Annotated in this window: 22 protein-coding genes; 14 read left to right on the top strand and 8 right to left on the bottom strand. The window is 69.5% G+C overall.

All coding sequences use genetic code 11. The features are described 5' to 3' along the window. The first annotated feature begins 10 nt into the window (after positions 1–10). A complete protein-coding gene (locus tag JQS43_RS09820) occupies positions 11–1,648 on the top strand; it encodes a glycerol-3-phosphate dehydrogenase/oxidase (RefSeq protein ID WP_420847672.1) in 1,638 nt (545 codons plus the stop codon). A 218-nt stretch (positions 1,649–1,866) separates the two neighbouring features. Here the strand turns inward: JQS43_RS09820 and JQS43_RS09815 are convergent, their stop codons facing one another. The 3 genes from JQS43_RS09815 to JQS43_RS09805 are packed head-to-tail and all read right to left on the bottom strand — an operon-like array spanning position 1,867 to position 5,106. Beyond that, the gene (locus JQS43_RS09815) at positions 1,867–2,769 is read right to left on the bottom strand and encodes a CPBP family glutamic-type intramembrane protease (protein WP_239678753.1); all 903 of its coding nucleotides are present in this window, start codon (positions 2,767–2,769) and stop codon (positions 1,867–1,869) included. A 19-nt stretch (positions 2,770–2,788) separates the two neighbouring features. Next, a complete protein-coding gene (locus tag JQS43_RS09810; protein ID WP_239678752.1) occupies positions 2,789–3,832 on the bottom strand; it encodes a cobalamin B12-binding domain-containing protein in 1,044 nt (347 codons plus the stop codon). After that, positions 3,829–5,106, bottom strand: coding sequence for a PP2C family protein-serine/threonine phosphatase (locus JQS43_RS09805; protein WP_239678751.1), 1,278 nt, complete (start codon positions 5,104–5,106; stop codon positions 3,829–3,831). Before JQS43_RS09805 ends, JQS43_RS09810 begins: the two co-directional genes overlap by 4 nt. 441 nt (positions 5,107–5,547) lie before the next feature. Here JQS43_RS09805 and JQS43_RS09800 point away from each other — a divergent pair, with 441 nt between their 5' ends. The 3 genes from JQS43_RS09800 to JQS43_RS09790 are packed head-to-tail and all read left to right on the top strand — an operon-like array spanning position 5,548 to position 9,125. Beyond that, on the top strand, positions 5,548–6,153 hold the full coding sequence (locus tag JQS43_RS09800) for a DUF4956 domain-containing protein (RefSeq protein WP_239678750.1): 606 nt from the start codon (positions 5,548–5,550) through the stop codon (positions 6,151–6,153). Then, complete coding sequence (locus JQS43_RS09795; protein WP_239678749.1) at positions 6,150–6,956, top strand: polyphosphate polymerase domain-containing protein; 807 nt, start codon at positions 6,150–6,152, stop codon at positions 6,954–6,956. Before JQS43_RS09800 ends, JQS43_RS09795 begins: the two co-directional genes overlap by 4 nt. Positions 6,957–6,971: 15 nt before the next feature. After that, positions 6,972–9,125 (top strand): CotH kinase family protein, encoded by a 2,154-nt coding sequence (locus tag JQS43_RS09790; protein WP_239678748.1) that lies wholly within the window; start codon positions 6,972–6,974, stop codon positions 9,123–9,125. A 96-nt stretch (positions 9,126–9,221) separates the two neighbouring features. Here the strand turns inward: JQS43_RS09790 and JQS43_RS09785 are convergent, their stop codons facing one another. Next, positions 9,222–9,749, bottom strand: coding sequence for an MOSC domain-containing protein (locus JQS43_RS09785; protein WP_239678747.1), 528 nt, complete (start codon positions 9,747–9,749; stop codon positions 9,222–9,224). A gap of 97 nt (positions 9,750–9,846) precedes the next feature. Between JQS43_RS09785 and JQS43_RS09780 the strand changes: the two genes are divergently transcribed. Next, the gene (locus JQS43_RS09780) at positions 9,847–10,209 is read left to right on the top strand and encodes a YkvA family protein (protein ID WP_239678746.1); all 363 of its coding nucleotides are present in this window, start codon (positions 9,847–9,849) and stop codon (positions 10,207–10,209) included. Here the strand turns inward: JQS43_RS09780 and JQS43_RS09775 are convergent. Continuing rightward, a complete protein-coding gene (locus JQS43_RS09775; RefSeq protein WP_239678745.1) occupies positions 10,199–11,236 on the bottom strand; it encodes a LacI family DNA-binding transcriptional regulator in 1,038 nt (345 codons plus the stop codon). The genes JQS43_RS09780 and JQS43_RS09775 overlap by 11 nt on opposite strands. A 285-nt stretch (positions 11,237–11,521) precedes the next feature. Between JQS43_RS09775 and JQS43_RS09770 the strand changes: the two genes are divergently transcribed. From JQS43_RS09770 to JQS43_RS09750, 5 genes are read left to right on the top strand one after another with little or no spacing between them, the layout of a single operon-like run. Then, positions 11,522–12,514, top strand: a complete 993-nt coding sequence (locus tag JQS43_RS09770) for an ABC transporter permease (protein ID WP_239678744.1) — start codon at positions 11,522–11,524, stop codon at positions 12,512–12,514. After that, on the top strand, positions 12,508–13,434 hold the full coding sequence (locus JQS43_RS09765; RefSeq protein ID WP_239678743.1) for a carbohydrate ABC transporter permease: 927 nt from the start codon (positions 12,508–12,510) through the stop codon (positions 13,432–13,434). Before JQS43_RS09770 ends, JQS43_RS09765 begins: the two co-directional genes overlap by 7 nt. A 30-nt stretch (positions 13,435–13,464) precedes the next feature. Then, positions 13,465–15,123 carry an ABC transporter substrate-binding protein gene (locus JQS43_RS09760; protein ID WP_239678742.1) on the top strand — a complete coding sequence of 553 codons (1,659 nt, stop codon included), beginning with the start codon at positions 13,465–13,467 and terminating at the stop codon, positions 15,121–15,123. Further along, a complete protein-coding gene (locus JQS43_RS09755; RefSeq protein WP_420847694.1) occupies positions 15,120–16,703 on the top strand; it encodes a GH39 family glycosyl hydrolase in 1,584 nt (527 codons plus the stop codon). The genes JQS43_RS09760 and JQS43_RS09755 overlap by 4 nt, the downstream gene beginning before the upstream one ends. Before the next feature lie 5 nt (positions 16,704–16,708). After that, a complete protein-coding gene (locus tag JQS43_RS09750; protein ID WP_239679378.1) occupies positions 16,709–17,458 on the top strand; it encodes a DUF624 domain-containing protein in 750 nt (249 codons plus the stop codon). A gap of 167 nt (positions 17,459–17,625) precedes the next feature. On the opposite strand, the gene JQS43_RS09745 is transcribed toward JQS43_RS09750, so the two are convergent. Next, positions 17,626–20,709, bottom strand: coding sequence for a M36 family metallopeptidase (locus tag JQS43_RS09745; protein WP_239678740.1), 3,084 nt, complete (start codon positions 20,707–20,709; stop codon positions 17,626–17,628). A gap of 290 nt (positions 20,710–20,999) precedes the next feature. Here JQS43_RS09745 and JQS43_RS09740 point away from each other — a divergent pair, with 290 nt between their 5' ends. Then, positions 21,000–21,302 carry an urease subunit gamma gene (locus JQS43_RS09740; protein ID WP_239679377.1) on the top strand — a complete coding sequence of 101 codons (303 nt, stop codon included), beginning with the start codon at positions 21,000–21,002 and terminating at the stop codon, positions 21,300–21,302. A 32-nt stretch (positions 21,303–21,334) separates the two neighbouring features. On the opposite strand, the gene JQS43_RS09735 is transcribed toward JQS43_RS09740, so the two are convergent. Together JQS43_RS09735 and JQS43_RS09730 are read right to left on the bottom strand one after the other, a co-directional pair. Next, positions 21,335–21,991 carry a 4'-phosphopantetheinyl transferase family protein gene (locus JQS43_RS09735; RefSeq protein ID WP_239678739.1) on the bottom strand — a complete coding sequence of 219 codons (657 nt, stop codon included), beginning with the start codon at positions 21,989–21,991 and terminating at the stop codon, positions 21,335–21,337. Then, positions 21,988–22,830, bottom strand: a complete 843-nt coding sequence (locus JQS43_RS09730; RefSeq protein WP_239678738.1) for a metallophosphoesterase family protein — start codon at positions 22,828–22,830, stop codon at positions 21,988–21,990. The genes JQS43_RS09735 and JQS43_RS09730 overlap by 4 nt, the downstream gene beginning before the upstream one ends. Positions 22,831–22,906: 76 nt before the next feature. On the opposite strand from JQS43_RS09730, the gene JQS43_RS09725 reads away from it, so the two are divergent. The 3 genes from JQS43_RS09725 (at position 22,907) to JQS43_RS09715 (ending at position 25,200) form a co-directional block, all read left to right on the top strand. Then, a complete protein-coding gene (locus JQS43_RS09725) occupies positions 22,907–23,506 on the top strand; it encodes a universal stress protein (RefSeq protein ID WP_239678737.1) in 600 nt (199 codons plus the stop codon). 135 nt (positions 23,507–23,641) lie between these two features. Further along, positions 23,642–24,496, top strand: a complete 855-nt coding sequence (locus JQS43_RS09720) for a response regulator transcription factor (RefSeq protein WP_239678736.1) — start codon at positions 23,642–23,644, stop codon at positions 24,494–24,496. Between the two features lie 158 nt (positions 24,497–24,654). Next, on the top strand, positions 24,655–25,200 hold the full coding sequence (locus JQS43_RS09715) for a hypothetical protein (protein ID WP_239678735.1): 546 nt from the start codon (positions 24,655–24,657) through the stop codon (positions 25,198–25,200). Positions 25,201–25,420 lie beyond the last annotated feature (220 nt).

Raw genomic sequence — 25,420 nt, 5'->3', positions numbered from 1 at the left:
TGACGGAGGCATGGTGTCGACACGACTGGATCCGCAGTACCGCACCGCCGCGCTCACCACCCTCGGCGACGGTGAGGTGGACGTACTGGTGGTCGGTGGTGGGGTGGTCGGGGCCGGAGCGGCCCTGGACGCCGCTTCCCGCGGACTGTCGGTGACGCTGGTCGAGGCCCGGGACTGGGCGGCCGGGACCTCGAGCCGGTCCAGCAAGCTCATCCACGGCGGGCTGCGTTACCTGGAGCAACGAGACTTCGGGCTGGTGCGCGAAGCGCTCCGGGAACGCAGCCTGCTGTTGACGAAGCTGGCTCCGCACCTGGTAAGGCCGGTGCCGTTCCTGTACCCACTGCGGCACCGGGGCTGGGAACGCGCCTATGTGGGCGCCGGGGTGCTGCTCTACGACACGCTCGGCGGGGCGCGAGCGGTGCCGAGACATCGGCACTTCTCCCGCCGGCAGGCGCTGCAGCTCGCCCCGGCGCTGCGGCCGGACGCGCTCACCGGCGCGGTCGGCTACTTCGATGCCCAGGTCGACGACGCCCGGCACACCATGATGCTGGCCCGCACCGCCGCCCGGCACGGGGCCACGGTGCTGACCCGTACCGAGGTGACGGCGCTGCGCTACGACGGCCCACGGGTGGTCGGTGCCCAGGTAAGAGACCTGACCTCCGGTCACGACTACGAGGTCCGGGCTCGCCGGGTGGTCGGCGCCGCCGGGGTGTGGACCGGTGACCTGCACCGGCTCGCCGGAGTGCCCGGCCCATTCGAGGTCCGCACCTCGAAGGGAGTCCACCTGCTGGTGCCACGGGACCGGATCGAGCTCTCCACCGGCCTGATCATGCGGACCGAGCGGAGTGTCCTGTTCGTCATCCCGTGGCACCGGCACTGGATCGTCGGCACCACCGACACCCCGTGGGCGGGGCAGCTGGCCGAGCCGACGGTTACGCAGTCCGATGTCGACTACTTGCTCGACCACGTCAACGCGGTATTGCGGACCCCGCTGACCGAGGCCGACATCGACGGCGCCTACGCCGGCCTCCGGCCGCTGCTCGCCGGCGACACCGACGAGACCACGCAGCTGTCCCGGGAGCACGCGGTGGCCGAACCGGCCCCGGGCCTGTTCGTGGTGGCGGGCGGCAAGTACACCACGTACCGGGTGATGGCCGCCGATGTGGTCGGCGCGGCGGTGGCGGGCCTGGGTCGGGCGGTGCCGCCGTCGCTCACCGACCGGCTACCGCTGGTCGGGGCGGTCGGATACGAAGAGCTGTGGCGGGACCGGCGGCGCTTCGCCCGGGAGACCGGGCTGCCGGTGCCGACCGTGGCCCGGCTGCTGCGCCGGTACGGGTCGGCCATCACCGACCTGGTCGAGCTGGTGCGGGCGGACCCGACGCTCGGCGAACCGATCCCCGGGGCGGAGGGGTACCTACGGGTGGAGGCGGTCTACGCGGTGACTCACGAGGGGGCGCTGGACCTGACCGATGTGCTGGCCCGCCGGCTGCGGGCCGCGGTGGAGACCGGGGATGGGGGGCACGCGGCGGCGGAGCCGGTGTCGGAGCTCATCGCCCCGGTGCTGGGCTGGGACGCGCAGACCCGGCGTACGGAGGTAGCGCGTTATCAGGAAGCAGCCAACTCGTCGGTTTCGCCGCTTCCGGCGTGAATCCACCGTTCCTCGGTCGACGGCCAGCTGGCCGCGGTTCTAGCCTCTCTCGGGGTGGGCTACACACTCGCCGGGCTGGTGCCGCTGCCCTTCACGGTCAGCGGCCTGTTGCTCGGCATCGGCACCTCGCTGGTGGTCTGGCGCCGGCCCTTGACTCGGCCTAGGCGCAGCTAGACCGGCGAGCCCGGCATCGCTGACCGCCGCGCCGGGGCCGCGGGTCACCGGTTCGGCAACCCGCCGCCCCGCCGGTCGGCACGGGCCCGGAGCCAATTGAAGCCGATCACCGCGGCTGAGAGGTAGACCACGAAGAAGACCAGCAGGGCGACCTCTGGGAGCTCCACTTCGACGCCGGTGCCGGAGGTCAGGACGATCCGGTTGATCGTGAGAAATGCCAGGTGGGCGCCGATGCAGGTCCACACTGTCGCGGTCACCGTCGCCTCACGGGCGTAGCAGAGCATCGTCCCGAAGGCCGCGATCATCACGTAGTAGACGATCGGGTCCTCGCCCGACGGAGCCACCTGCAGGCTCACGTCTCCGGCGCCGGCCAACAGTTTGAGCAGCGACTCGGTGGCCAGCGCGATCGGTGGCACGAGCAGGAACGTCACGATCGCCAACGCCGTGGCCACCGGCCGCCGATACCGGGCCCGCAGCGCGGTCAGCGCGTAGCCGCGGATCGCGACCTCTTCCGGAATCGCCTCCAGCAGCAGCGCGATCACCGCATTCGTGGCGAGGAAGACCGCGAACCGGGTGAGGTCGAAACCCTCCCACCGGACACCGCCGACCAGTGAGAGCACGCCGAGCACGACCGCCCCGGAGGCCGAGACCATGCCGAGCCCCAGCAGGAACCCGCGGGTGTCCGATCGCGGGCCGGTCAGGCCAATCCCCCGCAGGTCGGCCCGATCCCAGCGGCGGCGCAGCAGCAGGATCACCGCGACCACGACGGCGCAGACGGCGGTCGCCGTGACCAGTCGGCCGACGAACGGTTCGGTCGACGCGGCCGAGGTCCCCAACACCGCCGCGACGAAACTGGCGACGGCGAGGGCAACGCCCATCACGAACGCGGCGGCGACCGCCCGCGCCAGCGCCGTACGGGTCGTGGCCCGCCGGTCGATCATGCTCATGTTGCCCCTTCGTACCGCGTCAGCGGGTCACCGCCACCTTGCCCGCCGTCAGCATCGCAGCCGCCTGCGGACAGTCCGGCAACAGGTCCCGGTAACTGTCCAGGCCGGTAGTGAAAGCGGCCACCGGTACGCCACGGGCCGCCAGGATCTCGGCGGTCCACTCGGCGAACTCGGTGAAGACCGTGGCATCCTCGACATACAGCGCCGCTGCCAGGAAGTCCAGAATGTACGCCAGATCCTCCTCGGTAGAGCCGAGCTCTTCCTGGCTGAAGCTTCCCGCTGGCGGAAACGCCTCGGTCAGCCGATGCTTCGCCGCCGCGATCAGCCCGGTCCGCCGCCGCTGGAGCTGCGAATACTCCGCACCCCCGGGCGCCGGGACCGGGAGCCGTCGCCCGGCACGAACCGGCGGCCAGTCCGGGCCCGCCAGCCGGTCAGCTGCGGCCGTGGCGCTCGGCGCCCAGGCGTCGGCGCCGAGCATGGCGGCTCGCCGACCATCGAAGCCGAATCCCCGGCCGCCGACGATCACCGGCACCCCGGCCGAGGTGGCGGCGACGATCGCGGCGTGGGCGCGCGGTAGGCGGCTGGGCAGCATGCAGCTCAGGGCCAGCGCGTCGGCGTCGGTCTGCTGCAGATGGGTGGCCAAGTGCCGGCCGGGGACGCTCGCCCCCAGGAAGTCGATCCGCCACCCTCGCAGCCGAAGGACCTCCGCCAGGATTCTGGCCGGCAGGGCGTGCCACTCGCCGTCCACACAGGCAACGGTGAGCCGACCGTGGTAAGACCGGGTCGGGGTCCGCTCCGCCACCACCGCGACCGCCCGCTCGCTGATCGCGGTGGCGGCGTGTTCCCGCGCCACCGACCAGTTGTCCGCCGCCCACAACTGTCCAACCGCCGCCTGAGCCGCCGCAATCACGTCGAGCAGCACCCGCTCGGCCGGTGCTCGGTCGCGGAGCAGCTTGGTCACCAGCGCCACCGCTCCGGGTTCGTCACCAGCCTCGAGTAGCGCGAGAAACGCGGCGGACAAGTCCGGCCACGACCACACTCGCAGGGTCGCCGAGGTGGTCATGCCGGCGCCCCGACCGGCAACGCCCTGATCACCAGCAGCGCGACGTCGTCATGCTCTCCCTCGCCGACCCACTCCGAGCTCAGTTGCTGCAACCGGTCGACGGTCGCCCCGGCCGGCATCCCCCGGCAGCTGCCTAGGGCTTGCCGCAGCCGCCGATCGCCGTACTGTTGCCGTTCTGCCGGCCCGCCGCGGGCCTCGGTCAGTCCGTCGCTGTAGAGCAGGCACATCTCGCCGGGCGCCAACTCGACCGTAGCCGGCCGCATCCGCAAGTTTTTGGTGACGCCGATCAGCGCCCCGGCCACCGCTACCTCGGTTACGGTGCCGTCGCTACGCAGCACCAGCGGTGGCGGATGGCCACCGGTGGCGAGGGTCAGTTCGAGTGGTGCCGAGTTGTGTCCGCTCGGCCGCATCGCCCCCACCACCATGGTGACGAACCGGTGTCCGTCACCGTCGCCGGACTGCAGGAGCGCGTCGTTCAGGACTCGTAACAGCTCCGTGGGCCGCTGCTCCACCAGCTGCAGCGCCCGCAGACTCTGCCGGACCTTGCCGGTCAGCACCGCCGCTGGGGCCCCCTTGCCGGTGACATCCCCGAGCACCACCACGCTGCGGGCCGGGTCTCCGGCCGGTGGGAAGACATCGAAGAAATCACCACCGATGCGCAACCCCTCCTCCGCCGGCCGGACGGCGCCGGCCACCTCGACTCCCTGGATCTCGGGCAGCGGCAACGGCAGCAGCTCTGCCTTTAGCACCGCCATCGCTTCCCCCTGCTCGCGGTAGAGCGCCGCGGCGGTGAGCGCCTGACCGGCCTGGACGCCGAAGGTCCGCAGCATGGCGCGCTCCTCGTCACGAAACGGCGGCCGGCCCGGGCCGCGGGCGAGGATCAGCGCGGCTCCAACCCCGACCGCGAGCGGCATCGCGACCAGCACCAGCTCCCCTGCCGGGCGAAACTCCGGCGGCCACAACCAGGCGGGCGTTGTCGCGGCCGGTACCGATTGTCCGAACGGCGGATCGAGGCCACCGCAGACCTGCGCCAGCCCCGGCACCGCGTCGAGGTCGGTCCGATACGCCTGGAAGGTCGCCGCTCGGCCGCCGTGGGCCAGCCGGGCGCAGTCGACCTGCTGGCCGTCGCCCGGCCCCACCGCCACCGCCGCATCAGCGACCTCGGCGACCACCAGCTCCACCACCGTACGCAGGATGCGCCGCTGGTTGAGCGACCCGGTCAGCGCAGTCCCGGCGGCCGCGAGGAGCCGGTCAGGGCACGGCCGTTCGTCCACAGCATCCAGGCTAGGAGTTGCCATCACGGTCAACAACCAAACCAGCCCCGGGGGCATCTCGCTCCGCCCCGACCGGCCACCAGGAGTAGCTGACAGGTTGACCCCGGTCGATTGCATTCCGTAAACTTTCCGGGAACAGCGCGCCAACTTTCGGGTTTCGATCGGGACGAGACTCCGGGCACTCGACCCCAATCGGACCGGGCGCGACCCAGCGGGGCAGAGCGGGCAGGGCGACCCGCCGTAAGGGCGAATCCCCGCACTCCGGGCGCTTCACACCAGGGCAGATTACGCATACTCCTGCGTAAGTCGCGCCGACACCCAGTGTCTCATAATCCGGGAGAATCCGGCTGAAACCTTGCGATTGAGATAACTCGATATAGTGTCCAGTTCGACAGCCGTTCGATGATCGGACACCTTCCGTACACCTGGAGGACATCGAAAATGTCGGGGCTCGCCCTGGTTGGAATCGACATCATCGCGGTGAGCGTGCTCGTCTTCGGGCTCTACTTCCCGCGGCACCGCCGGCGCGACCTGGTCGTCGCGTACCTGGGCGTGAACATCGGCGTGATGGCGGTCGCCATCGCCTTGATCAGCAGTGACGCCGGCATCGGCCTCGGCCTCGGCTTCGCGCTCTTCGGCGTGCTCTCGCTGATCCGGCTGCGATCCACAGAGCTGGACCAGCACGAGGTGGCGTACTACTTCTGCGCGCTGGCGCTGGGCATCCTCGGAGCGATCAGCAGCATCCCGCTCTGGCTCTCCGCCGGTTTGATGGCGCTGATCCTGGTGGTGATGTTCATCGGGGACAATCCCCGGCTCTTCCGCAGCTACCGGCGGCAGGTGCTGGTGCTCGACTCGGCGATCGCCGACGACACCATGCTGATGGCCCACGTCGAACGGCTGCTCGGCGCCCGGGTCCACGCCGCCCGGATCCAGCGGGTGGACCTGGTAAACGACACCACCACCGTCGAAGTTCGATTCTCACACGCCGGCCAGCGGACGAGCCTGATTCCGGCGGTCGCCAACACCGGAGGGGAGCTGAACCGATGAGCGTACTCACCGTGGATTCGCCACTGCACACCCTGGCACCGATCGGCCTGACCGAGCTACTCGCCCAGGCCGAGCTGCAGACCCGGACCGACCGCAAGTATGTCCTGCCCATCGCCGAACTACCCGACTTCCTCACCGCGATCGGTTCCCGGGCCCGCGTCCTCGAGATCGACGGCACCCGTTCGTTCGGGTATGAGTCGGTCTACTTCGACACCCCGGAGCTGACCAGCTACCTGCTCGCCGCGCACCGGCGGCGCCGCCGGTTCAAGGTCCGCACCCGCACCTACCTGGACTCCCACCAGTGCTGGCTGGAGGTGAAGACCCGCGGCCGGCGCGGCAGCACGGTCAAGCACCGCCACCCATACGACCCGGCGCACCGCGCCATGCTGGCGCCGGGCCGGGCCTTCGTCGACGGCGTACTGGCGGGTGAACGGCTCACCGACTACCACCGGCTGCGATTCGCCCCCAGCCTGACCACGCGGTACCAGCGGAGCACCCTCTTCCTGCCCGACAGCGCCAGCCGGGTAACCATCGACACCGAGCTGACCTGCCACGACCAGGCCGGTGAACTCGCCGTACCGCACCTGGCGATCGTGGAGACCAAGACCAGCTCCGCGGCCTCGGATATCGACCGGCTGCTCCGGGACCACCGGCACCGCCCGGTGCGGATCTCCAAGTACGGCACCGGAATGGCCGCGCTACATCCGGACCTGCCGGCGACACCTTGGCGTCGCACGCTACGCCGGCACTTCGCCGCCACCCCGGCGGCCCACCCCCACCCCCGCTGGCTGCCGGCCAGCTGATCCGAGAACGGGACGATGCCCATGTTGCAGAGATCATCCCCGGGTAGAGCCTCCTCACCTGGCAGGCACGCGGTCCGCGCCCTCGGCGTCGCCGCGGCGCTCGCCGTCCTTATCGGAGGGACCCCGCTCGCTTCGGCCGACATCGACGAGGCCGCCGCCCCCGCCGCCTACCCCGGGCAGCACTCCGAGCAGCCGGCGCCACAGGACCACGTCGAGCCGAACGAGGCCGCCGACGACCTGGTCGGCGACATCGACTTCTCGGTGCCGGGCGGCACCTTCCAAGGTCAGCAGTCGGTGTCACTCAGCACCGATGTCGACGGTGCGGAGATCCGTTACACCACCGACGGGCAGCTGCCCACCGCCAGCTCACCGGTCTTCGACGGCGCCCCGATCACCTTCAGCAACACCACCGAGGTACGCGCGCAGCCGTTCGTGGGCGGGTCGCCGGCCGGTGACCCGGGCACCGCGGTGTATGTGGCCAACAACATCACCACCAACCACGACCTGCCGGTGCTGCTGATCGACTCGTACGGCAACGGGTTGCCGCAACGGGACTACTACGACAGCGCCATGGTGCTCTTCGACAGCGACGGCGGAATCGCCAACCTGAACGGCGAGCCCGACTGGGCCACCCGGGCCGGGTTCCGGCTCCGCGGGCAGTCGTCGGCGAACTTCGACAAGCGCCCCTACCGGGTGGAGCTGTGGGACAACGACGACGAGGACGCCCGGTACCCGCTGCTGGGGATGCCGGCCGAGGCCGACTGGGCGCTGCGCGGCCCGTTCAGCGACAAGTCCCTGATCCGGGACGCGTTCATCTACTCGCTGGGGCCGGAGATGGGGCTTTACGCGCCCCGGTTCCGGTTCGTGGAGGTCTACGTCAACAGCGACGGCGGTTCGGTCAGCAACAGCGACTACCAGGGCGTCTACATGATCGTCGAGACGATCAAGAACCGTAGCTGGCGACTGGACCTGAGCCGGCTGCGCGCCAACCGCCCCGAGGACCTCACCTACCCGCGGATCACCGGCGCCTACATCTGGTCCTTCGAGTGGATGGGCGCCGACGAGCCGACGTTGCCCTGCACCGGCGCGCCCAACACCTGCTGGACCGACCTGGAGCTGTCGGACCCGCATCCGAGGAACCATCTACAGCCGGAAATGCAAGATTGGATTACCAATCATCTGAACGAATTCAACGACGTGTTGCATAGTCCTGGCTGGAACGACCCGGAGACCGGTTACCGGGACTGGATCGATGTCGACTCCTGGATCGACATGATGATCATCCAGGAGTTGAGCCGGGAGATGGACAGCTACTACCGCAGCCAGTACTTCTACAAGGACCGGGGTGAGAAGATCACCGCGGGTCCGTTGTGGGATTTCGACCTGTCCTTCGGGGTCGGCGGATTCTTCGGCAACCAGTCGACCTCCGGCTGGCAGTGGCAACAGGATCGGCAGCCGGTCGCCAACAACTGGTATCCGCGCCTGATGGAGGATCCCGCCTTCGTCGACGACCTTCGGCACCGGTGGGCGGAGCTCCGCGAGGGCGTGCTCTCCGACGCGGCGCTGCAGGCCCGGATCAACGACCTGTCGGCGCCGCTGACCAACGGCGCCGACCGCAACTTCCAGCGTTGGCCGAACCTGACCGATCCGTACATCTGGTTCTTCCAGACCCCGACCGCGCCCACCTGGCAGGGCCACCTGGACCACATGCGGGACTGGATGCTGGACCGGGCGGCCTGGCTGGACTCCCCCGCCGGTTGGGACATCAACAACCTGCCGCCCACCACCCCACCGACTACGCCGCCCACCACGCCACCCACGACTCCGCCCACCACGCCGCCCACGACTCCGCCGACCACCCCACCCGGCGAGTCCGGCTGCACCGCCTCGTACACGGTGGTGAGCGAGTGGGGCGGCGAGTTCCAGGGTGCAGTATCGGTGACGGCCGGCTCCCAACCGATCAACGGCTGGACGGTCACCTGGACCTTCGGCCAGGGGCAGTCGATCCAGCAGGCCTGGGGTGCGGTCGTCAGCGGCTCGCCGACGGTCACCGCCACCAATGAGACCTGGAACGGCAATCTCGGCGCCGGCGCGAGCGCCGAATTTGGGTTCATCGCCTCCTGGAGCGGCAGTAACAGCGTCCCGACGGTCAGCTGCACCGCCACCTGACGGCCCGCCACCCCCGGGCCCACGGGGCGCTGATCATGAGCGTGTGGGCCGACTCGCCGAGCGGGTCGGTTCACACGCTCATGATCGGCGCTGTGGTCAGCCGACTTTGGTCACCGGGTCGCCGGTGCGGATCGTGCCCGCCGTGACCACCTTGGCGTTCACTCCCCGCAGCTTCAACGCGTATCCGGTCTCGGAGTTGACGAAGCGTAGCGCGTCCAACCCGTAGCGGGCCGCGAACTTCTTGCACCCCCGGTGCGGGGCGGCGGTCACCTCGACCACCGCCTCCCCGATCGCCAGTCGGGTGCCGGCCGGGACATTGTCGGCGCTGAGGTCCAGCTCGACATAGAGCTGGTCGCCGGCGAGCGGCCACCGCTCCGGCGACCCGGCCAGCAGCGCCACCGCCCGCGAGTTCATCAGCGTAAGCTGCCGCTCCGGATCCGGGGTACCGCGCTGCTGCCAGGAGTCGCCGACCAGGCCGGCGCTAGGGTCGAGGTCGGCTTCGGCGACGACCTCCCGTTCATCGATGTCGGGGCGACGGACGATCATCTCTAGCCGGCCGTGGTCGCCCGGGGCTTGCCGCAGCTGCGGCAGGGCCGCTTCCAAGGTCGCGAGGTCTAGATGCATGTTTCGAGCCTCGCCGCCGCCGGGCCGCCGGTCAAGGCCAATCCCGCTGGCCGCGCCGCGCTAGGCTCGATGTGCCCGGCACAGGCGAGGAGGTTGGATGGATTCGCCGCTCACCATAGCGTTGATCATCCTGGGGGTGGTCGCGGTCGGGTTCTTCGTGGCCGCGATCGTGCTCATCGTCAAGCTGCTCAAGCTCTACTCGGCGGTGAAGAGCGGGGCGATGCCGTTGCAGGGCAAGGTGGCCTTCTGGGCCGCGTTGATCTACGGCATCTCCCCGGTCGACCTCCTCCCGGCCCCGGTCTACCTGGACGACGTCGCGATCCTGGCCGGCGCCGTCGCGTACGTCGGCAACCTCGCCCGCAAATACGTCCGAGTTGATCATGGACCTAGGGATCAGATCGACGCTGAATCCGGTCCCAAACTCCATGATCAGCTCAAGGGGTATGAGCTCAAGAGGTAGCCGCTCCTAGCGGGGGGTGGCGCGGGGGCGCGGTGCTTTCCCGCACGACCAGCTCAGTTACCAGGTCGACCCGGGACGCCAGCAGCTCGCTGCCGCGCGCCAGGTCGAGCAGCATCCGGGTCGCGGTGCCGGCCATGTCGCGCAACGGCTGATCAACGGTGGTCAGGGCCGGACCGGTCCAGGCGGAGAGCGGCAGGTTGTCGTACCCGACCACCGAGAGATCCCGCGGAACCTCCAGCCCGTGCTGGCGAGCCGCCCGAAGCACCCCCATCGCCTGGATGTCCGCCCCGGCGAAGATCGCGGTGGGACGGTTCGGCCCGGCCAACAGCCGCATCGCATGCTCGTACCCGCTGTGGGCGGCGAAGGCTCCGTACTGCACCAGCTCCGGGTCGACCGGCACGCCGGCCTGTTCGTGCGCGGACCTGAACCCGGCGACCCGGTCCTGGCTGCACAGCACATTCTCCGGGCCGGAGATCACCGCGATCCGGCGGTGCCCCAGCTCCAGCAGATGTCGGGTCGCCAGCAGGCCGCCGTTCCAGTTGTTCGACCCGACCGTCGGCACCGCCGCCGAGGTTGCGCTGTCGGTGTCGATCACGACGAACGGGATCTGCTGGCGTTGTAGCCGCTGCCGTTGCGTCTCCGCCAGGTGGCACATCACCAGCAGGACCCCGAGCGGGCGGCGGGTGAGGACGCCGGTGAGCCACGGCTGGGAGGGTCGGTAGGCGCCGCCCAGTTGGGAGAGCACCACGTTGACCTCCGCCGTGGCGGCCTCGGCCTCCACCCCACGGATGATCTCCATGGCCCACACGGTGTCGAACCGGGAGAACACCAACTCGAGCTCGTTCCGGACCGGCTGCCGCCGGGAGCGAGGGCGGTAGCTGTGGCGTTCGAGGCTGGCCTCCACCCGGGCGCGGGTCTCCGGCGCCACGTCCGACCGACCATTGAGGACCTTGGAGACGGTCGCGGCGGATACGCCGACCTCGCTCGCGATGGTCGCGATCGTGGCCGAACTTGGTCTCGTTGCCACGCAGCACCCCGCCTTCGAAACCTAACCCAGTCTGATCGCAACTTTCGGCGAAACTCTAGCAGTGGTTTCGACGGCCCTGTCCAGCCCCGCTTCCATAGCTGAGCCCTTACCGGCTGGTGTGGCGGGCTCATGCGCCGGCACCGGGTGGCTGATGTGGGCCTTGACACGTTGTTGCGGCGCGATTAAGTTGCGAATTCACCGGTGCCATTACCGAAACTTTCGGAGTCGAGGGCCGAAGTTTCGGAGCCCTGGTGGGATACACCCTCGGCCGACCGAAGGGGTGGCATGGCCTTAGCAGCAACGCCCGAGCCGCTGAAGCCGCGGCGCGACGGATCGGTCTACCCGGAGCCGCCTGCGACCCCAATCCGCCCGCGCAGCCACACCTGGCGGCGTGCGCTGCGTCGGGACTGGCAGCTCTACTCGCTGGCCGTGCTGCCGCTGGTCTTCTTCCTGATCTTCCGGTACCTCCCGATGGCCGGCAACGTGATCGCGTTTCGGCGCTACTTCCCCGGCGGCAACCTGTTCGGGGAAGAGTGGGTGGGGCTGCAGTACTTCATGATGTTCCTGAACGACCCCACGTTCTGGCGGGTCTTCACGAACACGCTCATCCTCGGGTCGCTCACGCTGCTCTTCCTCTTCCCCGCGCCGATCATCCTGGCGCTGCTGCTCAACGAGGTCCGGACCCGCTATCTCAAACGGTTCGTCCAGACCATCTCCTACCTGCCCCACTTCCTGTCGATCGTGGTCGTCGCCGGCATCATCTTCCAGACCCTGTCCATCGACGGGGTGGTGAACCAGGCGATCCAGGCGACCGGCAACGAACCCATCCCCTTCCTGCGGCAGTCGGAGTGGTTCCGGACCATCTACATCTCCTCGGAGATGTGGCAGACCCTCGGTTGGGGCACGATCCTCTACCTGGCGGCGCTGACCACCATCGACCCCAACCTCTATGAGGCGGCCCGGATCGACGGCGCCAACCGGTGGAAACAGACCTGGCATGTGACCCTGCCCGGGATCCGACCCACCATCGTCACCCTGCTGGTCCTCAACACCGGCACGTTCATGGCGGTCGGGTTCGAAAAGATCCTGCTGATATACAACCCGCTGACCTACGAGACGGCAGACGTCATCGCCACCTACGTCTACCGGGTCGGGGTCCAGAGCGGGTTCTTCAGTTACGCCGCGGCGATCGGCATGTTCGAAGCCCTGATCGGGCTGATCCTGGTGTTCTCGGTGAACGCCATCGCCCGCCGCACAGTGGGGACGAGCCTATGGTGACCATCGCCGCCGAACAACGCGCGAACCGCGAGTTTCAGCGCCCGCGCGGGCCGCAGCCGACCCGGGGTTACCGGGTCTTCCAGGCGGTCAACGCCGTCATCCTGACCATGGTCGTGGTGGTGACCCTCTACCCGTTCGCCAACATCATCGCCCGCTCGTTCAGCGCGACGAGCTACATCCGGACCGGGCAGGTCAACCTGTGGCCCCGGGGGTTCAACCTCACCACCTACGGCTACGTGATGTCCGACTCGACCTTCTGGATCAACTACCGCAACACGGTGATCTACACGATCGTCGCCACCCTGATCGCGATGGTGCTGACCACCTGCTACGCCTACGTGCTCTCGAAGAAGCACCTCAAGGGCCGGAGCCTGCTGATCTTCGTCGCGGTCTTCACCATGTTCTTCAACGGCGGCCTGATCCCCAACTACGTGCTCATCAGCAGCCTCGGATTCCGCAACACGATCTGGGCGATCGTCCTCCCGAACGCGATCAGCGTCTTCAACCTGCTGGTGATGAAGGCCTTCTTCGAGAGCCAACCCCCCGATCTGGAAGAGGCGGGCTCGGTCGACGGGCTCAACACCTACGGCATCCTGCTCCGGGTGGTGCTGCCACTGTCCAAGGCGGTGATCGCGACGATGGTGCTCTTCTACTCGGTGACCTTCTGGAACTCCTGGTTCCAGGCCTTCCTGTATTTAGATCGCAAAGAACTCTTCCCGGTCACGATCTATCTCCGAAATCTGCTCGCCGGGTCCGCCGCCACCTCCGACCCCGGCGCCACAAGCGATGTCTCCCTCCAGACCGCGGCGAACATCCAGGCGGTCGCTATCGTCCTCACCGCCTTGCCGATCATGTTTGTCTATCCCTTCATCCAGCGCTACTTCGTCTCCGGCGTGATGCTCGGCTCCGTCAAGGGTTAGCGCCAACCAATTTCGATCCGGAGGTAACACATGAAACGCTACCTATCCCGGCGTCGGGTCTCCCGGCGTAGCCTGCTCGCCGGCGCCGGCGCGGTCACCGCGGGAAGTCTGCTGGCGGCGTGCAGCAGCAACGGCGGATCCGGGAGCAGCGACCTGTCCGAACACCAGGTCGGCGCCATGGACGACTACGGGGTCGGTGACCAGTTCCGGGCAAGCGAGCCGGTCGAGTTCTCGATCCTGATGCAGGACCACCCCGGGTACCCGCACGACCCGGACTGGCTGTTCTGGTCGGAGCTGGCGGAACGCACGAACGTCACGTTGGAGAACGTCATCGTGCCGCTCGCCGACTACAACGAACGACGCGGGGTCATGATCGCCGGTGGCGACGCCCCGATGATCCTGCCCCGCACCTACCCTCCGGACGAGGAGCAATTCATCGCCGGCGGCGCCATCCTGCCGGTCAGTGACTACTTCGACCTGATGCCGCACTTCCAGGAGAAGGTCGCCCGGTGGAACCTCGACGCCGACCTCGACACCCGGCGGCAAGACGACGGCAAGATCTACGTCCTGCCCGGACTGCACGAGAACGTCTGGATCGACTACTCGCTGGCGATGCGCACCGACATCCTCGACGAACTCGACCTCGACGAACCCACCACCTGGGATGAGGTCGCCGATGTGCTGCGGGAGATGCGGCGGGCCTACCCGGACCGGTACCCGTTCTCCGACCGGTGGAGCACGCCGCCGCAGCCAGGAGCCAACAACCTGCTGGCGATGGTCAGCGACGGCTTCGGCACGTACGCGGGCTGGGCCTGGCAGCCCACCTACTTCGACCGTAACGCCAACCGGTTCGTCTTCCCGGCGGCGATGGACGAGTACCGGCAGGTGCTCGAGTACCTCAACATGCTGGTACGGGAGGAGCTGATCGACCCGGAGAGCTTCACCCAGAGCGACGATGAGGCGATCGAGAAGTTCGCCTCCGGCCGCTCCTTTGTGATCAGCGCCAACGCCCAGACGGTGATCGAACACCGGGAAGATCTGGAAGGTCTCGCCGGCGCCACCGTCCGCAAGGTACGGCGGCCCCGCGGGCCGATGGGCCACCTGGTCCACAACGATCGGTTGGAGAACGGCATCATGATCTCCTCGCGGGCGCGGGAGAGCGAGAACTTCGTCGCCATGATGCAGTTCATCGACTGGCTTTGGTATTCCGACGAGGGCAAGATGTTCGCCAAGTGGGGCATCGAGGGGGAGACCTACACCGGTAGCGTCGAGGACGGCTCCTTCGAACTCGCCGACGATGTCGACTGGGCCGGCCTCAACCCCGACGCGGACCAGCTACTCAACGCGGACTACGGCTTCTTCAACGGCATCTTCGTCTACGGCGGCAGCACCGAGCTACTCCACTCCCAGTTCACCGAGGAGGAGCAGGAGTTCCAGGAGACGCTCGCCGACATCGAAGGTATCGCCGGGCCGCCGCGGCCGCTCAACCCGCAGGAGCGGGAACAGGCGTCGCTGATGGAGACCGGGCTGCGGGACTACACCGATCAGGAGACCCTCAAGTTCATCCTCGGCCAGCGCTCCTTCGACGAGTGGGATTCGTTCATCGAGGAGCTGCGCGGCCGGAACATGGATCAGTACCTCGACATTGTCAACGGCGCTTACGAGCGCTACCAAGAGGAGCACGGCTGATCCGCGTCGCCGATCACCCGACCGGCCGGTTGCCCGACGCCTGGCGCGCCTGCGTCGGCACCGGCCGGTTCGACCTGGCCCTGCGGCAGGACTACCAAGAGTCACTGGCGCTGGTCCAGCGGGAGATCGGCTTCCGGCACATCCGCGGTCACGGGCTGCTCAGCGACGGGGCCGGTGTCTACCAGCCGTACGAGTACCAGGACAGCCAGCGGGTCCGGTACGGGTTCAGCTACGTCGACCAGGTGATCGACGCGTACCTCTCCCTGGGCATCGCGCCCTTCGTCGAGCTGGGGTTCATGCCGTCGCAGCTCGCCGCCGGCGACCAGACGGTGTTCTGGTGGCGAGGCAACGTGACCCCGCCCCGGTCCTGGCGCGAATGGGGCGAGCTGGTCCGGGCCACAGTGGCGCACCTCGTGGACCGGTACGGGATCGAGCAGGTCCGCCACTGGCCGATCGAGGTGTGGAACGAGCCCAATCTGCACAACTTCTGGCGCGACGCGGACCCGGACGCCTATCACCGGCTGTACGAGGTGGCCGCGCACGCGGTCAAGGAGGTCGACGCCTCGCTGCAGGTCGGCGGGCCGGCTATCTCACCGGGTTCGGACGAGTGGCTGGCCCGGTTCGGCGAGTTCGTGGTCGATCGTGGCGCCCCGATCGACTTCGTCAGCCGGCACGCGTACAGCTCGGGTCCGCCGCAGCACGAACCGTTCGGGGTCCGCCAGACGTTGGCGCCCGCCGCCAGCTTGTTGGAGCAGTTCGCCCAGCCGCGGGAGGCGCTACGGGGCACCCCGCTGGCCGAGCTGCCGGTGCACATCACCGAGTTCAACTCTTCCTACCGGCCGGACAACCCGATCCACGACACCGCCTTCCACGCCGCGTACCTGGCGCCGGTGGTGGCCGGCGGGGGTGACCTGGTCGACTCGTTCTCCTACTGGACCTTCTGTGACGTGTTTGAAGAGATCGGCGTGCCGACCTCGATCTTCCACGGCGGCTTCGGACTGTTGACCCACCGGCAGATCAAGAAACCGACGTACCACCTGTACGCGTTTCTGGCCCGGATGGGTGAGCAGATCCTGGCCCGCGGCGAGGAACATCTGGTCACCCGCGACGGTGCGGGTCGGGTGACCGTGCTGGCCTGGGCGCCGGTCGAGGTCACCGGGGAGCAGCCAACCGGGCGGCACGAGCTGCGGCTGTCGGTGCCGGTCGCGCCGGCGGTGCCGCGGCGCGCGTTCGGGGACCCAGATCCGCCGCAGGTGTCCCCTTCGGCCTTTGTGGTGCGCTCGTCGGTGAGCGAGCGGCAGGGCAACGCCTGGGCGGCGTGGTGCGACATGGGGTGCCCGCGGTCGCCCTCGTCGCGGCAGCTCGAGGTGTTGCGGGAGGCGGCCGAACCGGCCCGCAGCCACCGGCGGGCGCCGATCGTGGCCGGCCGGGTCGAGTTGGAGCTGACCCTGGAACCGCACGAGGTGACGCTGGTGGAGCTCGAGGCGGTGGTCGAGGAGACACCGCCGTGGCAGCTCCCCCGCCCGGCCGGCGTACCCGCGGCGACGGACGGCCCAAGCGCCGAGCAGGAGGTAGCGTGAGCAGCATGGTCGGCACCCGCGATCGCGGCAACCGGGCCGGCGGTCCACCCGGCCGCGGCGATGCCGAGGCGGGTGGCCCGCGGGAGTATCAGTGGGGATCGGGCCCGCTCGCCCGGGGCTGCGCCTACGTCTACACAGTGTTCCTGACCCAGCTGCTGTTCCTGCTCTTTACGGTGCCCGGGCTGGTGCCGCTGGTGCTGCTACTGGACCGCGACGTGAGCAACCTGCCGCTGGCCGCGGCCGGGCTGATCCCGCTCGGTCCGGCGCTGGCGGCCATGGTGTTCGCGTTCCACCACCGCAGTAACGACCTGACCGAGCTGCACCCGGTCGCCACCTTCTGGCGCGGCTACCGGCTGAACTTCGTGCCGGTGCTGCGGATCTGGGTGCCGTGGCTGGCCGGGATGACCATCATCGCCGTCAACCTCGCCTACCTCGGCGCCGCCGGGATCCCCGGGTGGTGGGCGGGGCTGCTCGTCGTCATCGCGGTCGTCGCTACCTTGTGGATCGTCAACGCCCTGGTGATCACTTCGTTGTTCACCTTCCGCACCCGCGACATCGCCCGGCTCGCCGGATACTTTCTGGCCCGCACCCCGGGCGCCACGCTCGGTAACGTCTGCCTGCTGGTGGTGATGGTCGGCCTCACCTACGCCGCTTCCGAGGCGGTGCTGGCACTGGTGGCGTGGGCGTTCGCCCAGTTTCTCCTGCTGACCAGTCGGCCAACGATCACGGTCGTCGAACGGGAGTTCACCGCATGACCCTTCCGGCAACCACCAGCGTCCGGTTCGGCGGAGACTACAACCCGGAGCAGTGGCCGGAGCCGGACCGCCCCACGGATTAGCGCCGATCATGAGCGTGGGGACCGACACGCCGCGCGTGTCGGTCTCCACGCTCATGATCGACGCCGGCAAGTGCCTGGGCGGCGTCAGTCGACCAGGGTCGCGCCGGTCACCTCGGGTTCGCTGGTGAGCAGCTGCAACGATGCCGCCCGCACCTCGTTCGCGCCGGCCGCGGTGCTGCGGCAGTCCGGATCCGGCGCCGCCGGATCGGCGTGCTGCACCCCCTGATAGCCGCGGTAGCCGGTGCACTGGTTGTGCACCACCACGAACTTCACGTGAGTCGCGCTGATCTCCGGGATCTCGAACGAGCGCAGGATCAGATCCGGGGACGACGGGCGCGGGTTCGGTGCCGGGAAGGCGTTCCGGTCGCTGCGGAGGAACCGATCCCAGCCGGCGTCGCTGGCCCCATCGCAGGTCGGGTTGTCCGGGTTGCCGGCGGTGCAGGCGTAGAGCTCGAACTGCCGGACGCCGGTAAAGCGATGCTGACCCGGCAGCAGCATCGCGCTCGCCTTGGCCAGCGTGAAGCTCTGCTCACCGGCGAGCGCCACCGTCACCTGCGCGTCGCCGACCGGCCCAGTGACGCTTTCCCAGTTCGTCGCCTCGGTGTCGTCGAGCAGCGCCGCGTGCCGTTCGCCGTCGCCGGCCGCGGTGGCTCCCTGGGCTTCGGCGGCGACATTGGTCGGGAAGTGGATGGTGACCGTGCGCTCCTCCCCCGGGCTCAGATCGTCAACGAGGAACCGGACGTGGCCGTGGCCCTCGGCCCGGGCGACGAACTGGTACCCCGCAGGCTGGGGGATGAACTGCTCGGTCGGTTGGAGGGGCGTCGCCCGCGCCTCGTAGTTGCCGACGAAGACCTCCGCCTCGATCGGTACGCCGGCTGCATCCTTGGCGATCGCTTCGAAGTGGAGGGTCGCTGGTTCGTGCAGCGGCGAGGTGAAGCTGGGCACCGGGTCGCCGTCCTGGGTACCGGTCACTGACGCGTGCTCGCCGAACCCGCGCTGCGCGAAGCCGCGCCACAGCAGGTCCTGGTTGTCGCCGTCGAAGCGGAGCAGGTCCGCGGCGAGGTAGGCGTCGCGGGCGTCGAGCATCGTCGGGGCGGTCGGCATCAGCAGCATGGCGTCGAAGACGAGCTGCAGCCAGTGGTGGTTGCCGGGGCACTGCCCGACCGGCCGCCGCCCGTCGGCGCACTCGGCCTGCCGGACCGCGCCCTGGTTCGGATACCGGTCGAGGAAGAGCTGCCGCAGGTCGTAGTTGGTCGCGCTCCAGATCTGGCTGTCGGCGTGGACCTGCGGTCCGACGATGTCGTACCCCATTGATCCGAACTGGAGAGTGTTGACCCGGACGTCGGCGCCGCCGCGCGGGAACTCGCCGGCCGGCGGGAAGGACATGTTGTAGTTACGGATCCCCCGCAACGGGTTGCCGGTGGCGTAGGCGCCGGTGGTCCAGGCGCTGAACCCGCCCGGCGTGAGATCGTACTGGTTGAGATATTCCTGGCCGATGAAGTCGGCGAAGCTCTCACCCATCGCGCCGGCGTGGAAGCCGGAGCGGTTGCTGCCCTTGCCGATCAGCCGGTTCTCGATCATGTGCACATACTCGTGGGCGATCACCGACATGTCGAAGTCCCCGACTACACATGGCCCGTGGAAGGCGCCGGCCGCCGGCTGCCACAGAAACATGCTCATGATCGACGAGGTGCCGTCCGGCCGGGTGGCCATGGTGGCGTTGTTGCGGGAACCCGGTGACTCCGCACCGGCCTGGGCCCGGGCGATCACCGGGTCGCCCTCGCCGGCAGGGTTGACCCCGAAGTTGTACTCCTGGGCGTTCCAGGTCTCCTCGGTGAACCCCCGGTGGTAGGACCAGGTGTGCATGCGCCAGTTCTGGGCGAAGAGGTTGGTCACCGAGGCGTCGATGTCGTTGCCGCCTTCGGTGAGGTTGTCCGAGTGACAGCCGCTCTCATACCAGCTGTTGGTCCACGGAAAGCGATAGTCGCGGTCGGGGCTGACCGGGCGGTGCCCGGCCGGGGCCCCACCGCTGGTGGTCCACCACTCGGCCGCCTCCACCGCGTTGCCGATGGTGGTGTGGGTGGGCTCGCCGGTGCGGGCATCGACATCCCAGGCCACACCGGTCGCGTCGGCGCCGACTAGCAGGTCGCAGCCGGGCTGCCCCTGCCAGCACCAGCGCATCCGCTGGTCGGCGCTGGGGAAGCCCCACGGCGGCTGGCCGAGCCGGGTCATCGGCGGGTGCGCCGGGTAGACCGACCACTGCGCGGCGTCGTCGAGCTCGGCCACGATGCTCTCCCGGAACTGGACCTCACCGGTCTCGGCGTCCACGATGTGCCGGTAGCCGCGCTCCCCGTCGTAGAAGTTGGTCTCGTACGCCGGGCGTACCTCACCGGTGGTCAGTGGGAAGGCGACCGGCCGGACCAGCTGCTCGAAGCCGACCCCGTCGACCTGCAGCACCTGCCAGCCGCCCTGCTGCCCGGCAAAGCTGGTAGCGGCGGCGACCAGCGGGGCCTCGACGTCCGCGGCAGCGGCCAGCAGTGCGCGCCGGGCGTCGAGCCGGGCAGCCGCCGGCAACGGCGCCGCGGGCACCAGCGCACCGGCGGTGTGGGCGATCCGCCAGCCGTCGTCGGACGCTCCGGTGAGTCCGACCGTTACCAGCCCGTCCGGGGAGACCGGGCGACCGCCGAGGTACTGCTGGAAGGTCACCGCGTACGCCTCGGAACCGAGCGGGATCTCGGCGTGCAACCGCAGGTCGGTGGCGTCGGTGACGGCGAAGAGCTCCGGTTGGCTGCGCAGCCAGCTCCGCGCCGCCTCGACCGGGCCAGCCGCGCCGACCCCGGTGGCGAGGAACTCGCCGGGACGGGTGAGCGAGGCGACGGTGCCGAAGCGGTTCCAGCGCACCGTGGCGTCGAGCTGATCGGCGGCGGCGAGAGCGGCCGCGGCCGGCGTCCGAGCTGACTGGTCGCCCCGGCTGTCCAGCTCCGGCAACTGGTGGTCGGCGGGGCCGTCGTCGGAGTCGAGTTCGGGTTGGCCGGCGTGGGCGCCGGCCGGGGTGAGCACCAGGGCGAGGGAGGTGGCGATCGCGAGAATCGCGACATACCAGGGGCGATGGGGGCGATGGGGGCGATGGGCCGGTCGGGCAACGAACGGGGGCCTGGGTAGGTCCATGGTGGGGCCTGCCTTCGGGTCTCCGGCGGGCGCACGCGTGGCGCGAAGGGTTGCGGACGGTGACGCCCAACCGCACGGGGGGTGAAGGGATCTTCGCAGAGCAATCGATCAACGTCAAGTGGAGACCGGACCATCCCGACCGTAGCGACGCCTCCACGATCACCCTCCGATGGGGCGCCGATGACCCTCCGCATCACAGTGGATACGATCACCGTCGATAGCGCGAGGCAACGCTGCCGAACCCGGTGGTTGCCATCTCCGGGCAGCCACCCTGGACAACGGAGGTCAGTGTGCTACTCACCCAGCACGAACAGGAACGACTGCTGGTCCACGTCGCCGCGGACGTGGCCTGGCGGCGACGCGAGCGAGGGCTGCGACTCAACTATCCGGAGGCGGTCGCGGTGATCACTGCGTTCCTGTTGGAGGGCGCGCGCGACGGCCGTACCGTCTCCGAGTTGATGGACAGCGGCCGGCGGGTGCTCGGCCCGGAGGATGTCCTCGACGGCGTCCCGGAGCTGTTGGACCGGGTTCAGGTCGCGGCGGCCTACCCGGACGGCACCAAGCTGATCACCGTCCACGACCCGATCAGCTGACCCGGCCGCGGAACAGCCAGTCGGCGGGAAGGTCAGGCGGCGGGGATCGCGATCGCGGTCAGCAGCACCCCGTCGGCCACCGCCCACCGGCCTTCCAGGACCGAGCACGCCCGGTCGGCCACCACCAGGCCGGGCACCAGCAGCTGCGCGGAGAATCCGCCGTCGGGCCGCAGCGTCACCGAAGCATCCTGGAAGTCCAACCAGCGGCCGGTCAGCGGGTACCACACCTTGTAGACGGACTCCTTAGCGCTGAACAGCAGCCGGTCCCACGCCACCGACCCGTCACCGGCGGCCAACTCGGTGAGCCGGGTCGCCTCCTCCGGCCGGACCACCAGCCCCGCCACCCCCTCGGGCAGCGGGCCATGCGGCTCCGCGTCGATGCCGACCGACGCGACCGCGGCGGAGTGGGCCACCGCGGCGGCCCGATAGCCGTCGCAGTGGGTCATGCTGCCCACCACCCCGGCGGGCCAACGCGGCGCCCCCCGCTCGCCGGTGAGAATCGCCGCCGGCGCCACTCCGAGCTGGGCCAGCGCGCGCCTGGCGCAGTGCCTGGCGGTGGTGAACTCGCGTCGCCGCTTCGGCACCGCCCGGGCCACCAGCTCCGCCTCGCCGGGCCAGAGCGAGGTCTCCGGCGCGTCCTCCCGCGCCTCGGCGCAGACGACCGGGTCCGGCAGCAGCTGGGCGATCACTCGGCGCCGCCCGCCGGCAGCACCGGCCGCAGCAGTGGCTCTGGCATCCCCCGGACCCGCCACTCACGTGGGTAACCCAGCGACACCTCCAGGTGCGGAACGCCGTCATGGTAGGTGGTGCGGGGAATGTGGAGATGCCCGTAGACCACCGCGGCGACCCGGAACCGCCGATGCCAGTCGGCGGTCAGCTCGGTGCCGCACCACTGCGCAAACTCGGGGTAACGCAGCACCCGGGTGGGCGAGCGGACCAGCGGCCAGTGGTTGACCAGCACCAACGGGATCTCCGGGTCGCAGGCGGCCAACCGTTGCTCGGTCGCGGCCACCCGCGCCCGGCACCATTCGTCCCGGCTCCGGTACGGGTCGGGGTGCAGGAGGTACTCGTCGGTACAGACGACACCGGTCTGGTGTGCGTAGGCTAGCGACTCCTCCTTGTTGGCGGTGCCGGCGACTCGGAAGGTGTAGTCGTAGAGCAGAAACAACGGCGCGATCCGGACCGGACCGCCGGGGCCGGTCCAGACCGGGAATTCGTCCTCCGGGGTGTACACCCCCAACTTCCGGCACAACTCCACCAGGTGCTGGTAGCGGGCGACGCCGTTGAGCCGGACCGGGTCCTTGCCGGTCGTCCACAGCTCGTGGTTGCCCGGCACCCACACCACCGTCTCGAACCGTTCCCGGAGCAGCTCCAACACCCAGGCGACCTCGTCTGGTCGCTCCGCGACGTCACCGGCGACGATGAGCCAGTCGCCGGGAGCACCCCGGAGCTCCTTCACCACCGGTTGGTTGTCCGGGTGGCTAACGTGCAGGTCGCTGATGGCCAGCAGGCGGGGGGTAGCAGTCATCAAACCGACCCTACCGCCGGGTGGCTACCCCGCCGATCGGCGCATGACCTCCGGCCCGGCGGGGTACCCCCGAAATATGACCTTCCGCAACGAGGAGGGCACGGGGCCCGGCCGGGTGGTGCTCGGTGTCGATACCACCCTGTCTGGGCTACAGGCAGTGCGGTCGGCGGTGGCGGAGGCGCGACGTCGCGGCGCGGCGTTGCACGCCGTCCGGGCGTGGGGCGCCGGTCCGGTGGAGCCGCCCGCTAGCTCGGCCGCGGCGGGCCTGGCCGGCCCGATGGCTTTCGGCCACGGCCGAACCGATGAGCTGCCGGACGCTGGCGGCGGCCTCGCCCGGGAGGCCGAGGCGCTGATCGTCCGCGCCTTCGTGGAGATCATGGGGGGTGAACCGCCCGACGTGACGGTGCAGCCGGTGGTGCTGCCCGACGCCGCCGGCCCGGTGCTGGTCGAGTACGCGTGCCGGGCGGGCGACCTGCTGGTCATCGGGGCTGGCCACCGGAGCTGGTGGCGGCGGCCGCGGGGTAGCCCGGTGGTGCGCTACTGCCTGCGGCGGGCTAGCTGTCCGGTGTTGGTGGTACCGCCGCCGCCGTTGACCCGGGCCGGATCACCCCGGTCGTTGCTGCGGCAGCTACGACGGGAGCTTGATCAGCTCACCGATGGGGGCGGCTCCCGGTAGCCGATCAGCCAGTAGGTCTCACTGAAAGTCGCCGATCCGCCACGAGAGCTTGCAGCCGGCTGTTAGGCCACTCTAGAATCATTTGTTCGCGGCTGGCTGCCCACCGGGGGCCTGTCCGTGCCGCAGGAGCACGCCATGGCCAACGAGGGTCACCATCCGATCCGGATCGTGGTGCACTCCGACCGACGGTTGGGGCGGGAGGCGATCGTCGCCTACCTCGCGCAGGAACCCGATTTTACCGTGGTCGGACACACCGGCACCGCGCACGGTCTCCGGTCACTGTGCGCGCTGGGCCGGCCCACCCTGTGCCTGGTGGACGTCCCGGCGCTCACCACCGCGACCGTCCGGATGCTCCAAGACCTGCGGGTGTCGTTTCCCACGGTGACCCCGCTGGTGGTCTATGGCAACCTCACGCTGGAGATGCTCGCCGCGGCGTTGCAGGCCGGAGTGCCGGCGTTCACCCCGAGCTCACGAGGGCTGCTGGAGGTGGTGCGGCTGCTGCGACAGCTAGCCGCCGGGCCGGCCGCCGGTGGGACCGCCGGCGGGGCCGGCTTGACCGAGCGGGAACTCGGGGTGATCTCGCTGCTCAGCACCGGCCACTCGGTCTCCGACATCGCGCACCTGTTGCAGATCAGCCCACACACGGTCGACAACCACAAACGCCGACTCTTCGCCAAGCTCCACGCCGACAGCCAACAATTGGTGGTCTCCCGCGCCGCCGCGCTGGGCCTACTCGAAGCCGACGATAGGCAGCACCCCGCCGCCGCTGCCGACCCGCCCGAACTCACCGTACGGGAGCAACAGATCCTCGCCCTGCTCGCCCGCGGGCGGACGATCCGACAGGTGGGTCGGGCCCTGGGGATCGCCGCCAAGACCGTGGAGAACACCCAGACCCGGCTGTACCGGAAGCTCGGCACCCACAACCGCGCGGAGACGCTGGCGGTGGCCTTCCGAGTCGGCCTGCTCGACCCGGCAACCACGGACGACTAACCCCGTCCCTACCTACCACTAGGGGACTCACGTCATGTCCCGACATGGCCGGGCAGCCGTACAGTTCGGAGAGTCAGCCGCAATTGTCCACGTTGCGCAGCTACCCCGGCACCGCCGGCGCAGAGTCGCGAGGTGGACCACCCTTGCTGGGGGACACCATGAGACCTGCTTATCACCGGGTAGCCGCCGCTCTGTTGACGCTGCTCACCGTGGCGAGCCTTGGTCTCCTCGGGTGGCGGCAGTTGGCGCCTCCCCCGATCGTGGTCGCCGAGACGGCCACTCTGGCTGGCCTGACCACACAGGTGCAACGGGCCGAATGGGTGCCGCTGGATCATGTCCACGATGGCGAGGGCGGGTTCCTGATGCCGGATCAAATGATGCCCGGCGCGCCCGCCGGAGATGAGGTCCGGCTCGGAGTTTCGCTCACGATTTACAACCGCAGCGCCCGCCCGCAGACCCTGCACGTGCTCGACGAGTACACCGTCGTCGGCGGACGTACCAGCACTCCGGCGGCGCTTCGCGCGGACACTGTCAGCGACCTGCCCCGGCTCGCCGCCGGGACGGCGGTAGCGGGAGTGCTCTACTTCGATCTGGTGGTGCCGTCGGCCGCCGACCCACCGCTGCACCTGCAGTGGCGGCGCGGTGGCCGGATCATCCAGCTGCCGATCCCGCTGTCGGGGACCGGAACTGACCATCATTCATGACCGACCAGCGTCATAACTGACCACATTATTGCGACAACGCCGATCGATCGGGCAGAAAGGAACGAGCGACACCACGGGGACGAGTCGACTCAACGTTAGACGGCCGCCGGTGGCCCTAACCACCGACGGAGTCGCGGCCCGTCGCCGTGCCCCACCCTCGCGCCATCAACGGGAGGTTGCACCATGCGCGAGTTCAGAACACGGGACCTCACGGCCAGAG

This window comes from Natronosporangium hydrolyticum (assembly GCF_016925615.1).
GTDB lineage: Bacteria > Actinomycetota > Actinomycetes > Mycobacteriales > Micromonosporaceae > Natronosporangium > Natronosporangium hydrolyticum.
The sequence above is the reverse complement of the archived record's forward strand: the minus strand, read 5'-3'. Positions and strand labels throughout refer to the sequence as shown.

What these genes read in the sequence shown, in the direction of transcription:
- JQS43_RS09815 (WP_239678753.1), bottom strand. Translation starts at nt 2,769, where the DNA reads ATGAGCATGATCGACCGGCGGGCCACGACCCGTACGGCGCTGGCGCGG.
- JQS43_RS09760 (WP_239678742.1), top strand. Translation starts at nt 13,465, where the DNA reads ATGAAACGCTACCTATCCCGGCGTCGGGTCTCCCGGCGTAGCCTGCTC.
- JQS43_RS09800 (WP_239678750.1), top strand. Translation starts at nt 5,548, where the DNA reads ATGTCGGGGCTCGCCCTGGTTGGAATCGACATCATCGCGGTGAGCGTG.
- JQS43_RS09725 (WP_239678737.1), top strand. Translation starts at nt 22,907, where the DNA reads ATGACCTTCCGCAACGAGGAGGGCACGGGGCCCGGCCGGGTGGTGCTC.
- JQS43_RS09765 (WP_239678743.1), top strand. Translation starts at nt 12,508, where the DNA reads ATGGTGACCATCGCCGCCGAACAACGCGCGAACCGCGAGTTTCAGCGC.
- JQS43_RS09790 (WP_239678748.1), top strand. Translation starts at nt 6,972, where the DNA reads ATGCCCATGTTGCAGAGATCATCCCCGGGTAGAGCCTCCTCACCTGGC.
- JQS43_RS09715 (WP_239678735.1), top strand. Translation starts at nt 24,655, where the DNA reads ATGAGACCTGCTTATCACCGGGTAGCCGCCGCTCTGTTGACGCTGCTC.
- JQS43_RS09745 (WP_239678740.1), bottom strand. Translation starts at nt 20,709, where the DNA reads ATGGACCTACCCAGGCCCCCGTTCGTTGCCCGACCGGCCCATCGCCCC.
- JQS43_RS09820 (WP_420847672.1), top strand. Translation starts at nt 11, where the DNA reads ATGGTGTCGACACGACTGGATCCGCAGTACCGCACCGCCGCGCTCACC.
- JQS43_RS09780 (WP_239678746.1), top strand. Translation starts at nt 9,847, where the DNA reads ATGGATTCGCCGCTCACCATAGCGTTGATCATCCTGGGGGTGGTCGCG.
- JQS43_RS09720 (WP_239678736.1), top strand. Translation starts at nt 23,642, where the DNA reads ATGGCCAACGAGGGTCACCATCCGATCCGGATCGTGGTGCACTCCGAC.
- JQS43_RS09785 (WP_239678747.1), bottom strand. Translation starts at nt 9,749, where the DNA reads ATGCATCTAGACCTCGCGACCTTGGAAGCGGCCCTGCCGCAGCTGCGG.
- JQS43_RS09770 (WP_239678744.1), top strand. Translation starts at nt 11,522, where the DNA reads ATGGCCTTAGCAGCAACGCCCGAGCCGCTGAAGCCGCGGCGCGACGGA.
- JQS43_RS09730 (WP_239678738.1), bottom strand. Translation starts at nt 22,830, where the DNA reads ATGACTGCTACCCCCCGCCTGCTGGCCATCAGCGACCTGCACGTTAGC.
- JQS43_RS09750 (WP_239679378.1), top strand. Translation starts at nt 16,709, where the DNA reads ATGGTCGGCACCCGCGATCGCGGCAACCGGGCCGGCGGTCCACCCGGC.
- JQS43_RS09810 (WP_239678752.1), bottom strand. Translation starts at nt 3,832, where the DNA reads ATGACCACCTCGGCGACCCTGCGAGTGTGGTCGTGGCCGGACTTGTCC.
- JQS43_RS09795 (WP_239678749.1), top strand. Translation starts at nt 6,150, where the DNA reads ATGAGCGTACTCACCGTGGATTCGCCACTGCACACCCTGGCACCGATC.